Origin of the sequence: Nostoc sp. LEGE 06077, assembly GCF_015207705.1 — a bacterium.
Classification (GTDB): Bacteria; Cyanobacteriota; Cyanobacteriia; order Cyanobacteriales; family Nostocaceae; genus Nostoc_B.
Map to the genome: position 1 here is coordinate 143,892 of NZ_JADEWI010000006.1, position 14,087 is coordinate 157,978.

Annotated in this window: 9 protein-coding genes and 2 pseudogenes; 7 read left to right on the plus strand and 4 right to left on the minus strand. The window is 37.7% G+C overall.

What is annotated here, in order from left to right:
• Positions 1-309: 309 nt before the first annotated feature.
• Positions 310-663: a four-helix bundle copper-binding protein gene (locus tag IQ244_RS06590; RefSeq protein ID WP_096560779.1), complete on the minus strand. Its 354-nt coding sequence runs from the start codon at positions 661-663 to the stop codon at positions 310-312.
• 323 nt (positions 664-986) lie between these two features.
• Here IQ244_RS06590 and IQ244_RS06595 point away from each other — a divergent pair, with 323 nt between their 5' ends.
• From IQ244_RS06595 to IQ244_RS06625, 7 genes and pseudogenes are all read left to right on the plus strand, one after another.
• On the plus strand, positions 987-1,703 hold the full coding sequence (locus IQ244_RS06595; RefSeq protein ID WP_193891042.1) for a DUF305 domain-containing protein: 717 nt from the start codon (positions 987-989) through the stop codon (positions 1,701-1,703).
• Positions 1,704-2,184: 481 nt separating this feature from the next.
• A complete protein-coding gene (locus IQ244_RS06600) occupies positions 2,185-3,867 on the plus strand; it encodes an efflux RND transporter periplasmic adaptor subunit (RefSeq protein WP_193891045.1) in 1,683 nt (560 codons plus the stop codon).
• Positions 3,868-3,890: 23 nt separating this feature from the next.
• The gene (locus IQ244_RS06605; protein ID WP_193891048.1) at positions 3,891-7,034 is read left to right on the plus strand and encodes an efflux RND transporter permease subunit; all 3,144 of its coding nucleotides are present in this window, start codon (positions 3,891-3,893) and stop codon (positions 7,032-7,034) included.
• A 43-nt stretch (positions 7,035-7,077) separates the two neighbouring features.
• Positions 7,078-7,572, plus strand: a complete 495-nt coding sequence (locus IQ244_RS06610) for a hypothetical protein (RefSeq protein ID WP_193891051.1) — start codon at positions 7,078-7,080, stop codon at positions 7,570-7,572.
• A 104-nt stretch (positions 7,573-7,676) separates the two neighbouring features.
• Complete coding sequence (locus IQ244_RS06615) at positions 7,677-8,612, plus strand: hypothetical protein (RefSeq protein ID WP_193891054.1); 936 nt, start codon at positions 7,677-7,679, stop codon at positions 8,610-8,612.
• Between the two features lie 760 nt (positions 8,613-9,372).
• Positions 9,373-9,858 (plus strand): annotated as a pseudogene (locus tag IQ244_RS06620) (DUF2808 domain-containing protein).
• A gap of 107 nt (positions 9,859-9,965) precedes the next feature.
• Positions 9,966-10,454 carry a DUF2808 domain-containing protein gene (locus IQ244_RS06625; RefSeq protein WP_096560772.1) on the plus strand — a complete coding sequence of 163 codons (489 nt, stop codon included), beginning with the start codon at positions 9,966-9,968 and terminating at the stop codon, positions 10,452-10,454.
• A 348-nt stretch (positions 10,455-10,802) separates the two neighbouring features.
• Here IQ244_RS06625 and IQ244_RS06630 read toward each other — a convergent pair whose 3' ends face one another.
• From IQ244_RS06630 to IQ244_RS06640, 3 genes and pseudogenes are all read right to left on the minus strand, one after another.
• Positions 10,803-11,684 carry a hypothetical protein gene (locus IQ244_RS06630; RefSeq protein ID WP_193891057.1) on the minus strand — a complete coding sequence of 294 codons (882 nt, stop codon included), beginning with the start codon at positions 11,682-11,684 and terminating at the stop codon, positions 10,803-10,805.
• Between the two features lie 828 nt (positions 11,685-12,512).
• Entirely contained in the window at positions 12,513-12,920 is a 408-nt protein-coding gene (locus IQ244_RS06635; RefSeq protein WP_193891060.1) for a heavy metal-responsive transcriptional regulator, read from the minus strand.
• A gap of 156 nt (positions 12,921-13,076) precedes the next feature.
• Positions 13,077-14,075: pseudogene (locus IQ244_RS06640) on the minus strand (efflux RND transporter permease subunit); the annotation flags it as partial.
• Positions 14,076-14,087 lie beyond the last annotated feature (12 nt).

Below are 14,087 nucleotides of genomic sequence, written 5' to 3' on the forward strand. Positions count from 1 at the left end.
CTTGCTGTTTTAGCAAATAGGCGTTAGTTAAAGTCGTAGTTTCTATTATCACGACTTTTTTATAGTAATTTATGATAGCTAGTTACAGCTTCTAACAAGAAATTTAATTACATATTCTATTTGAGTAAATTTCAATATATCTAAATTTATTTAAAAAATAAAAAGTATTTGTTTAAATATAAAATATTTGTATTTTAAAAGCATAAGCAGTAAAAAATATAATAATGCTGTTTAGTACTTTTATTTATGCTGCGATCGCTGACCACAGCATAAATAAATTGCAACGCAGCAGTCAGCAATTATACATACTTACACCATAGCTGTTGCCATTTGGCGACAAGACTCGGCGCAGCGACGACAAGATGCAGCACAGCGTTTACAATGGTCACTATCATGTTTTTCACATTCGCTAGCACAGCGATCGCAAGCTTCCGCACATACTCCACACATTTGAGTATGGAGATCCGAATTGCGCGACATGAAACGGGCGCAGAGAGCGCAGGTATCAGCACAGTCTCGGCATAGCTTAATACATTGAGCCATCATCTGTACCATATTGCTATTTAAGCAAGCATCGGCACAGTTTTCACAGTCGCGTAGGCAAGTAAAGCAAGCCTCTATGCAAGTTTCAAGCAAGGATTGGTGAGATTGAGTTGTCGTCATAGTTAGACCTCCGATTTCAAGTTATCAATTTCACAAGAGGTAGTATTCGTACCTCTTCGCCCTTAAGTTAAAAAATTACTAATATGCTTGCCTCTGTCTCGTGATATAAAGAATATTTATTACTAATTAGCTAGAACTATTTCATCCTAATTTCATTTAAGTATGTATAAGTAGTTTTGTAATTAAAAACTTTAGTACAAATTTCTAATTTCTTGTAGCTGCTGTATACCATAAACAACATTAGATTTCATCTTGATTTCATTTTTATCTGTCAAACTATATAGTGGCAATAGTTAGATTCTCAATAGTTAGTTATTTTGCAAATGTTTAATTTAAAAAACAGCTTTTTGTCGTTGGCTTTAGTAGCGATCGCCCCTTTTGCTACTAGCGTTCTAACGGCCTGTTCTACTACCACTTCCCAAAACCAAACATCAAACCCTACTACCACTGCTACTGATACTAGTGACAAGCAACCGATGAATCATGACGGTGGCATGATGAATCATGGTGCTGGCACGATGAACCACAGCATGACAATGGATTTAGGTTCAGCCGATGCTAATTATGATTTACGCTTTATTGACGCGATGATTCCGCACCATCAAGGGGCGGTTGATATGGCAAAACAAGCACTGGAGAAATCAACACGTCCTGAAATCAAAAAGCTGGCTTCGGAAATCATTAAAGCTCAAGACCAAGAAATCGCCCAGCTAAAGCAATGGCGTAAAGCATGGTATCCCTCTGCAAGTAGTACCCCAGTAGCTTATGATGCGAAAACAGGTAAGACAGTCTCCATGCCTCACGAGCAGATGCAAGGCATGATGATGAATATGAATTTAGGATCTGCTGATCCTGAATTTGATTTGCGGTTTATCAATGCGATGATTCCACACCATGAAAGTGCTATCACAATGGCTAAAGACGCATTGAGTAAGTCTCAGCGTCCTGAAATCAAGAAATTGGCTCAGAGTATTATTGATTCACAGCAAGCAGAGATCAACCAAATGAAGCAGTGGCGAAAAATTTGGTACAACAAGTAAATCTAGTCGCTTATGGGGGAGACCACATCAGTTGCTAATCTGCGACCAGCTGCACAGAGCGTGTCTAAAAGTTGGCACATTTGATGAAACTTACTTCAACGTGGGAAAATCGTGAAACCCAGTGTTTCCCCAACGTGCTGGCTTCCTCTGCAAGCAAGTGGTTTTAAGTCCTGCCGACATTGCTGCTTTAGTCGTGGCATCAGGGATGTAATCTTACAAGCTACCCATCACCAATTGTCAAAAGCAATATGGCTGTATAAGGTATTTGTTAATTATGCAAAGTCCCCTTGTTAGGGTAGGTGGGAGTTTCCTGGCAGATTTTGATGAAATTTCTCTAAGTTTGGAATGCTCCAAACTCAATTTCATCCTGATTTCATCTCTACATGAAACACTAGTGATCAGAGTGTATTTCTTAAACCTAAAAGCACTTTTAACCGTTCCCAAGTCCTGATGCTTCATACTCACAAACCTAACAAGCGCAATGTCTAACTCAGAGCGTTCCCAAATACCTACAAAAATTTGTTGTGTGTCTAGCACATTCCTCAGCCTGCTGTTATTAGCAAGTCCCACACTTGTTATGGCTCATGCCGGACATGGAAACGAATTTCACCAAGAAAGTGAAGCTACTCAGACTGGTAATTCCATCCAGGTTGATGCTGACACAGCTAAACGACTAGGAATTAAAGTCGAGTCAGTCAAACGTCAGCAGTTAGCCATCGGCATTAAAACCACTGGACAAATCGAAACTCTTCCTAGCCAAAAAGTTGAAGTAACTACCCCCATACCAGGGGCGAAAGTGGTGGAATTATTGGTAGAACCTGGTGCATCAGTCAAGAAAGGTCAGCCTGTTGCTGTTGTAACTAGTCCAGACCTAGTAACATTGCGCGTAGAATCTCAGGAAAAATTAGCACAAGGTCAAGCTGATTTACAACAGGCCCAAGCAGACTTAAGACTGGCTCAACAGAATTACCAAAAATACCAACAAATAGCTACCTCGGAAATCGCCCAAGCACAAAGTCAAGTTGACTTTGCTCAAGAAAAATACAATAAAGATAAGCAGTTGGCTGATGATGGTGCTTTACCACGTCGCAATGCTTTAGAATCACAAACGCAGTTAGCACAAGCAAAAGCCGAACTTACTAAAGCCAATAGCCAAAGAGAGGTGATTGAGGCAGAAAATCAACTCAAACGCGCTCAAGCAGCAGTCCAGTTAGCAAAGTCAAATATTAGTCGCAGTAATAATATTTATCAAACCCGACTTGCTCAATTGGGGACTCTTGCTAATGCTAAGGGATTGGTTATAGTAACTGCTCCTATCTCCGGCAAAGTGGCAGATCGAGAAGTTACCCTTGGTCAAACCTTTGAAGATGCAGGTGGCAAATTGATGACGATTGTCAACGACACTCAGGTATTTGCTACAGCTAATATTTATGAAAAAGATTTAAGCAAGCTAAGAACTGGTCAAAGAATTAATTTACGAGTTGCTAGTCTACCTGAAAGTACATTTTCAGGACGAATTTCCCGCATTGGGACATCGGTAGAAGGAGAAACACGAGTTGTACCAGTACAAGCCCAGGTGAATAACTCTCTTCGTCAACTCAAACCCGGAATGTTTGCTCAACTGGAAGTTTTGACAAACCAAACGTCCTCTGCTGTTTTAGCTATCCCTACCTCAGCAGTGGTTGAGGCAAATGCTAAAAAATTCGTCTATTTGCAAAATGGTAATGCTTTTCAGTCCACTGAAGTAACTTTAGGGCAAACTTCTGGAGATATGGTTGAGGTCAAAAGTGGTTTGTTTGAGGGAGATACGATTGTGACTCAACGCGCACCACAACTTTATGCCCAATCATTGCGGGGTGGTAGCAAATCTGCAAGCGGAGACAAAAATGAAACGCATACCAACACAGAAGTAACCCAAGCAAAAACAAACTTACCTATACCTTTGTGGCTATTGGGAACAGGAGGAGTAACACTTTTTGGTATTGCTGCTTTTGCAGCAGGTAGTCTTTGGTCAAGTCGTCGCATACGTCAGCGTTTTGTAGCAGTTGGTCATCCCGAATATGATGGCTTTAATTATGAAACTGAAACTCATATTGATAACCATAAAAAACCAACCACATCAAATTCTGCTGCTGTCTTTGATCAACCAGACAATAACATTTAGTAATTTCAAATTTCAAATCTAAAATGCTCAATAACATCGTCAGGTGGGTGATTGACCGACGTTGGCTCGTTGTTTTAGCTACAGCGATCGCTGCATTGTGGACATTCTACGTCATTCCCCAAATGCCATTAGATGTGCTACCACCCTTTGCACCGCCCCAAGTAGAAATTCAAACCGAAGCACCGGGACTCGCGCCGGAAGAAGTTGAATCTTTAGTAACTTTACCAATTGAGAGTGCAATTAATGGTACACCAGGAGTAACCGCAGTCCGTTCATCTTCGGCAGCAGGAATTTCTGCTGTGAGGGTAATTTTTAATTGGGGGACAGAAATTTATCAAGCACGTCAGCTAGTTACTGAACGACTGCAACAAGCTGCCAGCAAACTTCCCCCAGGAGTGGAAACGCCGCAAATTTCTCCTACTACTTCGCCTGTTGGTTTAGTGGTTCAATACGCTTTTACAGTCGAATCAGAAAATAATAATTCTCAAGCCAAAATAGACTTGATGGGAGCTAGACGAATTGTTGATTGGCAAGTCACAAATCGCCTTTTAGCTGTTCCAGGTGTGAGCCAAGTAGTAGTTTTTGGTGGTGATGCACGTCAATATCAAGTTTTAGTAGATCCAGCAAAATTAGCAGCCTTTAATATTTCTTTAGAGCAAGTTACTAATGCCACGAAATCTGCCAATGGTAATGCACCGGGCGGTTATTTAATCACACCAGATAAAGAAACATTAATTCGAGGTATCGGACGCATTGAATCAGTTGCAGATTTGCAAAAATCAACTATTACTGCACGTAATGGAGTACCTGTTAGACTGCAAGATGTAGCAGAAGTAAAAATTGGTGGCGCAATTAAACGGGGAGATGGTAGTTTCAATGGCAAACCAGCAATTATTTTAATGGTTAATAAACAGCCGCTTGCAGACACTCCTACTGTTTCCCGTGCAATAGAAGTGGCGATGAAAGAAATTCAAGCTGGTTTACCCCCAGAGATTAAAGTCACAACGACATTTCGCCAAGATAGTTATATTGATTCCTCAGTTCAAAATGTTAGTTCATCATTAATTCAAGGTAGCATTATTGCGGCAATAATTCTTATTCCCTTTTTGATGAATTGGCGGACTCTTGCCGTATGTTTACTAGATTTTTTCTTAACTTTACTGTTTGGATTGCTAGCTCTTTCTTGGCTAGGTATAGGTCTGAATACAATGACTTTAGGAGGTTTAGCAGTAGCGATTGGTACGGCAATTGATGATGCTATTGTTTATGGAGAAAATACTTATAGAAAATTGCGAGAAAATAAAATTTCTGACAATCCATTACCGCCATTAGAAATTATTTTTGAAGGTTCAGCCGAAGTACGAGAATCATTGATTGGTGCAACTGTTATTGGTATTATTGTTTTTTCACCAATTTTTACTCTGCCAGGTGTAGAAGGAAGAATTTTTACACCAATGGGAATTTCTTATTTAGTCATAGTTGTTATTTCTAGTTTAGAATCGCTGTTAGTCTCTCCTGCTTTGTGTGCGATTTTATTACCTAATGTCAAAGTGACAAAAAGAGAACCTTGGTTGGCGAGATTATGTAAGACAATTTATAGTTACTGTCTCAACTTTTCTTTTCGGAATTCTTTACCAATCATTGGTGTTGCATTAGCTTTAACAGTAACAGCGATCGCAGTTATTCCTTCATTTGGTAGAGCTTTTTTACCAGAGTTCCAAGAGCAAACGATGGTAAATACTTTAACTTTATATCCTGGGGTGTCTTTAGAAGCGACAACAAAAGCCGGTTATGTAGTGGAAGATGCGCTCAAAAATGACAACCGCTTCAAATTTATTCAAACACGAGCTGGACGTGCTGAGGGAGATGCAGATGCGGCAGGTGTGAATATTGCACACGTTGATATCGAACTCAGTGATGAGGGAATGAAAGACCGCGCGAAAACTTTAGAAAAGCTGCGTCAAGAGTTTGATAAGATACCGGGAGCTGCACCGAATGTGGGCGGATTCATCTCCCACCGCATGGATGAAGTTTTGTCCGGGGTAAGAAGTGCGATCGCAGTTAAAATTTTTGGTTCAGACTTAACACAACTCCGTCAGATTGGGGAACAAGTAGAAGCACAAATGAAAACCATTGACGGGGTTGTAGATTTATTGCTAGAACCACAAATTCCCATACCGCAAATTCAAATCAAATTTGATCGAGATGCAGCTAGCCGTTACGGTTTATCAGTCGGAGAAATTTCTAGCATTATTGAAACCGCACTCAACGGGCAAGTAGTTTCTCAAGTTTTAGAAAACCAACAATCCTTTGACCTTTTAGTGTGGTTAAAGCCGGAAGCACGACAAGATTTGTCCACCATTCGGGATTTATTAATTGATACCCCCAATGGACAGAAAATTCCTTTAGGTAATGTGGCAATAATTGACAACGGTACTGGCCCGAATACAATCAATCGTGAAAATGTTTCCCGTTTGATTGTAGTTTCAGCTAACGCTAAAGGTAGGGATTTACGCTCGATTGTCAATGAGATTGAAGCCAAAGTCAAAAGTAATGTTCAAGTGCCTGCGGGTTATTTTATACAATACGCAGGTCAATTTGAAGCAGAAGAACGCGCTACCCAAAATATCCTGGTGTTCAGTGCGATCGCATTTGTGGCAATTACAGTTCTCATGTATATTTCAGTGAAATCTATACCTTCTACCATCATGATTATGATTAATTTACCAATTGGTTTGGTAGGAGGTGTAATCGCGGTAGCTTTAACTGGAGGCGTGATTTCTGTTGCGTCTTTGGTTGGATTTGTTTCCTTGTTTGGCGTAGCAACTCGCAATGGTTTGTTATTAGTAGATAACTATAACAGTAAATTTTCAGAAGGAATGCCGTTAAAAGAGATTATTGTTAAAGGTTCAATGGAACGACTTAATGCTATTTTAATGACGGCTTTGACTTCTGCATTAGGTCTGGCACCAATGGTACTACAAGGTGGCCCAGGACAAGAACTTTTGCAGCCACTTTCTATTGTTGTTTTTGGTGGATTGTTTACTTCGACAGCTATAACTTTATTGGTTTTACCTGCTTTATATGCCAAGTTTGGTAAACATTTATTTCCGAAAAAAACAGAGGAGACTAAAGAAAAAGACGAGAAATTTTTTATGCACATGTAGCTACTGAAAACTTCTACACATATCTACAGATAGGAATAAACCAATGAAATCACTTAAATCTGGCTTAATTATTCTTGGAAGTGTGGGACTACTATTTTTAGGATCTTGCAGTAATGCTAATCAAACAGCTAATACAGAAAATAGTCCAACTGCTTCTACCTTAACCACTCAAGCACCCTCTGTTTCTGCCTCACCAGCAACTAAAACAGATAGCGGGCATGGTGCATCTCATGGAGGCCAAGTTGTAGAGACAGGAAGCTATCATTTAGAATTTGTGCCTGATAAAGAAGCAAATGGAACTCACATGGATTTATATTTGCAAACAGGTGATAACCACGCAGCAGTACCTAATGCAAAAGTAACGGCCCAAGTTCAGCTACCTGATGGTCAACAAAAGACGATTCCTTTTACTTATGATGCTAAAGACAAACACTATACTGGTCTACTGAATGAAAAAGCATCTGGTCAGTATCAAGTGAAAATTACGGCAGATATTAAAGACGAAAAAGCAACCGGGCGTTTTAACTTTAATCGCTAACTAGTATTTATCATGCTTTGATTTCGACGCTGATTATTCTAGTTTTCGGGGCAATCTCACTTTTCAACCGTACATTTTTACATACAAATACTATTTTCATCAAAATGAAAAGTTTTTTGACTGCACTGGCTATCACTTCAACTCTTGCATTGACTCAAGGTTGTGCTTCACAAGTTAAATCTGGGGAAATTTCAGACACTAATCCCACCAGCATAAGTAATGCGAATCCCCATACTGGTCACAATATGGAGAATTCTAAAAAACCAAAAGAAAAAGATAATCCTCATGACGGACATAATATGGGGGACTCCCATGATGAGCATGGTCATTCCCAGTTAGAACCTGCGAACGCTACCGCAAAGCTTATCCTTCCCAGCAAAATAACTCCTAACACTCCTGTTCCTATAGCGATTGAAATAAAAGACAAAAATGGTAAAGCCATTGCTAATTTTGACAAATTTCAAGAAGAATTAATGCACTTAATTGTCGTTAGTGATGATTTACAATCTTTCCAACATATTCATCCTGAATATAAAGGAAATGGACGCTTTGAAGTTCAAGTTTATTTTCCCTATTCTTCTAATTACACTCTTTTCAGTGATTACAAAGTAGCAGGAAAAGCAGAACAAGTGTCAGTCCTCAAAGCACCAGTTCCAGGTCAATCACCAGCTAAACCAAAAATTGATTTAGCTACTATTAAAACTTTTGATAATACTCAAGTTAATCTCAACTTATCTCAATCCACCATTAAAGCTGGACAAGAGGTGCATTTAATTTTCAATTTACAGGATGCTGCAACTAAAAAACCACCTACAGATTTAAAACCTTATTTAGGAGAAAGGGGACATTTAGTTATTCTTAAGCAATCATCACCGTTAACGCAAGCAGACTATATCCATGCTCATGCTATGAAAAATACTCCAGATTATGAGGTTCATTTTATCACCCGTTTTCCAAAACCGGGAAAATATAAAATGTGGGGACAATTTAATCGAAACGGGAAAATTATTACTGCTGATTTTTGGGTAACCGTTATTTAAATACATTGATAAATCCTAATTTCATCTTGATTTCATCTATACTTTGTATAATCTAAATAGAAACATGCTCCTCATGTTTACACCCCACCAAGCTTTTTAGTCATGCCACTTTCAACATGACTAAAAAGCTTGATTTCTTATTAATTAAAAGATTTGTTATTTTATAAGTAATTTTATTAAATAGATTATTTTCTTGAGAAATTAAGTTACTTGCTACAAAAAATAATTATATTTTTTCACTAAATTAAAACTAAATTATTGCATTTCAAAACCAAATCCAGTAATTTAATCCTTATGTTGTAATAGTATTCTTAAAATTAATAGTGCTATGCAGTTATTTCTAGCACTAGCTACTTGCGAATAAGCTTAAACACATTACTATAACCAAGTATTAGTTATAATTTCACCTATCATCTTTCGGCTAAAGTCGTTAGCCGTGACGTAAAAATTTCTTTTGATGAAGTTCAAGTTTCTTCATATTAATCTATTTGTAAATTTTAATGATAACTACTGAAATTTCATCTTGATTTCATTATGACTTGTCATGCTAGTAGATAGAGTTAATATAGATCGTCAGCGAAAAATTACCAATAATTTTAACGTAATAAGGGCAACTTAACAGGCTACTTCTCGTGATTGATCAGAGTATCAATGAGGTAGTTAAATATAGCTTTGCCAAGTTTGATGTATCTATTAAGAACAGATTAACTCATAAATAATGCTCTGCTAGCTGATGTATTTGATTATTTTGGAGGTAAATATGAAGAGATCATTGATTTACGCTGTTGTGTTTACTCTGAGTAGCACAGCTATTATTTTTCCCAGCTAAGCAAGTCCTAGAACAGACAATGGTAAGGTTCCCCATATTGATAGAAATACACAATTTCCCCCTACACGTTGGGGAAGTTTTAGACATACTTTCCAGTTGCACGTTCCCCAAAATAGTAAAGCTGTTACTCAACTACTTATCAAAGTTCCAGACAATGTAACTATAAGTAATGACATTCAGGATATCGATGTTGTGGATGAAAAGGGACAGAAAATTAATACTAATGTATCTGTCAACGGTAAAACAATACTACTAGCTTTTGCTGAACCAGTTGCCCCTAATACTAAGTTTGATATTGACCTTAACAAGATAAAAAGACAAAATCTTGGTAATGGTTCTGTTTACAGTTTCTCAGTTAGAGAGGTTGGTATTGATGCAGAAATCCCTATAGGTGTTGCTTGGTTTCGTATTTACTAATCGAATCTTTTTCTAATAACAAATTAAGGAATTTCATGGAGATTTCATTTATGGATGTGAAACTGATAATAGGAACAAAATTTACGTAATTTTTGAGGAGAAACAAAATGAAAAGATTGATTTATCTGACTGCATTTACTTTAGCAGTGACATCTTTTTCAGTTCCTGCTGTATGGGCAAGTGGAAAACCAGGTGATTTTAGAACTTCTCATCTGCTCAGAGGTGCTGCCATTCCTAATACTACTTATGTCACAGATGCTACTCATAAATTTGAAGTTCATGTACAAGGTAAACCTTTGGCAGAACTCGCAATTAATTTACCTGACGGAGTAAGAATTGATAAGGGAATTGAAGTTAAAAATCAATCAGGGGAGGAAATTTCTACGACAGTTTCTATTAATGGACAAAAAGCTACAGTAGCTTTTTCACAACCAATAGCTCCTGAAACAAAGCTCTCAGTTTTAATGAGAGGAGTCAATACTCAAGCGTATGAATCAGGCTATGGTGCAACTTGGCAGTACCAAGTTTATGCTAAAAAAGTTGGATTGACGCAAGAAATTCCACTTGGTTTAGCTCAGATTCAGACTTATCCTTGATCCAAATAATACAGATTAACCACTTACTCTTCTGCTTGACTGGAGATTTAAATCTAGTTTAGAACTAGCAAATTGATATAAAGCATCAAATAAGAGCAGAAAAAAGCTCAACATTTTGGAGTAAATGTAGTGAAGAGATCGCATCAATGGATAACTTGTCTGAACTGAGAAACCGAATTTAACGCAATTGCTAGTTGTTAGCATAGGTCAACTCCTAAATTAGAGATAGTCAGAAACAAGAATTCACCACCTATTTAGGTGGTGAATTCACATAGGTACTATGTACATCCAAAGTTGGAAGGCAGGAAGTTTTGCCCTTCTTGTTTTATTAAGAAAACATCAGCTAAATTAAACCACATTAATCCAAAAATCAGCGGTAATAATTTTACCGTTGCGATTGAATTGTCCCCAAAGTTTATACTTTCCTGCTTGCGGAAAGCTAGTCATAAAATGAACCTGTCCAGTTGGAGTATTGTTGAGTGCGTGAGCATGGATGTAATCTGCTGCTGTTAATGAGCTTGACTGTCGCAAGATAACTAAATGTCCTTTTTCTCCCAAGTAAGGCTGTAAGTCTGTAAGTGGTTGATTATTAGAAGCATCTTGTAATTTAAACATTAAAGTGACTTCTTTACCTGCTTTTACAGTGGGTTCAGAAAGAGCGAGATTGACTTGAGTATCATTGAAAGTTTTACTACGCTTAATGTCAATTTCTGGAGCAGCAATAGTGATTCCTGGAACTTGTGTTTTTAATACTGAAATTTGTTCTGACTGACCAGCAGGTTTGTAGTCACTAAAGAATGTGTAACCACCTGCTTTTGGAAAACTAGCTTCTACTTGAAACTGACCATTATCTTTATATGTGGGATGAAGATGGCTGAAAAACTGAAGATCGTCACTGACAATAATTAAGTGCATGAGCTTTTCTTGGAAATTGTCAAACTTGGCGATCGCCTTTCCTTCTAAATCTTGAACATCAATCAATAGCGAAATATTTTTATTTGGGGTGATGTTACTGGAAACTTTAAGTTTTGCTTGAGTCAACGCTTTCTTCTCACCATGAACTGTGCTACTTGTTGAATGTTCTCCATGATGGCTCTCGCTCATTGAACGCTCCTCATGCTGATGTGTACTAACAGACATTGCTTTTTCTTCAGCTTTAGGTAATGATGAGCAAGCTTGAACTAGTACCAAAGTAGTAGTGATAGCGATCGCATTTAGAAATCTATTCATTGATTTTCTCCTTTTTGTGACGGACTAAGTTATTCAAAAGACTCAAATTGAGTAGTAAAGCTATACGAGAAGCAAGAGTTTTGTTGATTAGAAATAGATAATTTCCTAATCTTGTCTTGGGCTATGCCTTGAAGATGACAAGTATTAAAATCAAAATCTTTAGTTGCCAAGGTGTTAAGATTACACTGACAATTAGGCAACCAATTGTAAATAAACCTGTTAATTCTACTAGTTCATCAGTAGAATTTTTAAACAGATAACTAACTCCTAAAGCAATCATTAGCGGAATCAGAAAAAGTAAGCCCATAGAAATTACTTCTTTTACTAAAAGCAAAAGGGCTTTTCTGAATTGAGCTTTGTCTACTATCAGTAATTAACATTTTGATAATTACTGAGACTAGACAAAACTCAAAAACTAAATAGATAGCCAACATCAGCTATTGATTAGTTATTTAATCTGTGTCTCAGATGTTTGAATTGCTATACTTACAAGTTTTGTGGTTGGTTTAGCTGGAAATGTGATTATAGAATCGATAAATTTAATTGCTGTGGTAACAGTATTCACATAAACAGAACAAACTAGCTCAAGAATAGTAAATTGTATGCTCATAATGTTTAACCCTCATCGAACATGACTGATTTTTGAAGATGAGCGAGTGATTTATGAATCATCTACTCAACATAAAGTGAGTTTAAATTGTCTAGTTGAGTGGAGAGTCAATAGGAAAAATCAAGAAATTCTTAGTTTTTTGATTTGAATTAATAAAAAATACGTTCATTTTCTAGTGAACGTATTGTTAAAATTTTTTTTTAGATTAAACCTAATTTTTAATTAATAATGGGGCAAATTGTTGGATAATATGTTTCGGATTGAATTTCCCAGCCAGACAGCATCCCTGACAAATCTTGTCTCAAAATAAGTAATTGCTGGATCTGATCATCAATAGCTTGTACCTTATCCTCAAGCTTGGTTTTTATATGTTCACACGGTAATTCTCCCTGATCATGAACATTCAAAAATTCTTTGATTTCGCCTAAAGTTAACCCCAGACTTTGGGCGCGTTTAATAAAGTGCAGGCGAGCTAAAATATCAGTATTAAATAATCTGAATCCACCCTCAGTTCTGCCTGATGATTTGAGTAGACCAAGTTCTTCATAGTAGCGAATAGTTTTAATTGGTACGCCACTTTCTTTAGCAACTACACCAATCTGTTTTGACTTTTCTTGAACTAGCATAATTACTTCTCTTAAATTTAATCGTCTACTTTATCCTAGATTCTCCAGTCAGATGGAGAGTCAAGTATCAATTCGATTAAAAATAATGGGGTAAAGTGAAAACCCCCTAAGCTCAAGCCAGGGGATGTACGCCAAGTTAAGAATTCTCGGTTATTTTCAACGGAGTACGTCAATTCCTGATTGTTTTGTTAACTTACCTGCTTGATTCCTTGACTTTGGTACACCTGCAAATTGCAGACGAATCTGGCTAATAACGATATACAGGATAGGTACTACAAACAAACTCAAGAAAGTTGCAACGAACATTCCACCAAAGACAGCCGTACCGAGAGATTGACGACTAGCTGAACCTGCACCTGTCGCCACAGCGAGCGGCCAAATTCCTAGTAGAGTTGAAATAGCAGTCATGAGAATTGGTCGTAAGCGTTCGCCAGAAGCTTTCACGGCGGCTTTGGTAATCGAAAAACCTTGTTCGCGTAATTGGTTAGCAAATTCGACAATTAAAATTGCATTCTTGCTGGCTAAACCAATTAACATGACTAATCCAACCTGACAGTAAACATCGTTATACAAGCCACGCCATGATTGAGCTAACAATGCTCCTAAAACGGCTAAGGGAACTGATAATAAAATAATCAAAGGGTCTACGAAGTTATTGTATTGAGCAGCTAGCACTAAGAAAACGAAGAAAATCCCTAGACCAAAAATAATTGGTGCTTGTCCACCAGATTCTAATTCTTCTAAAGAAATACCTGACCATTCGTAACCCATGTTTTTCGGTAAGACAGTAGCCGCTAAATTTTTCATCGCTTCTATTGCTTGTCCAGAGCTAAAACCAGGAGCAGCTGCACCATTAATTTCTATTGACCGATAGAGGTTATAGTGATTAATTGTTTGCGGCCCGGTGGTTGGTGTAACCTTCACCAAACTACTTAGGGAAATCATCTCACCCCGTCCAGAACGCACATATAGTTGTCCAATATCTTCTGGGTTAGAGCGAAACTGTTGATCTGCTTGGACATAGACTCGGTATGTGCGACCAAAAGCATTAAAGTCATTGACGTAGCGGGAACCGATGAAAGTCTGCAAGGTGCTGAAAATGTCTCTGACAGGGACTTGTAAGGCTTCGGCTTTTTCTCGGTCTACTTCGATAAGGCGTAAATAGAA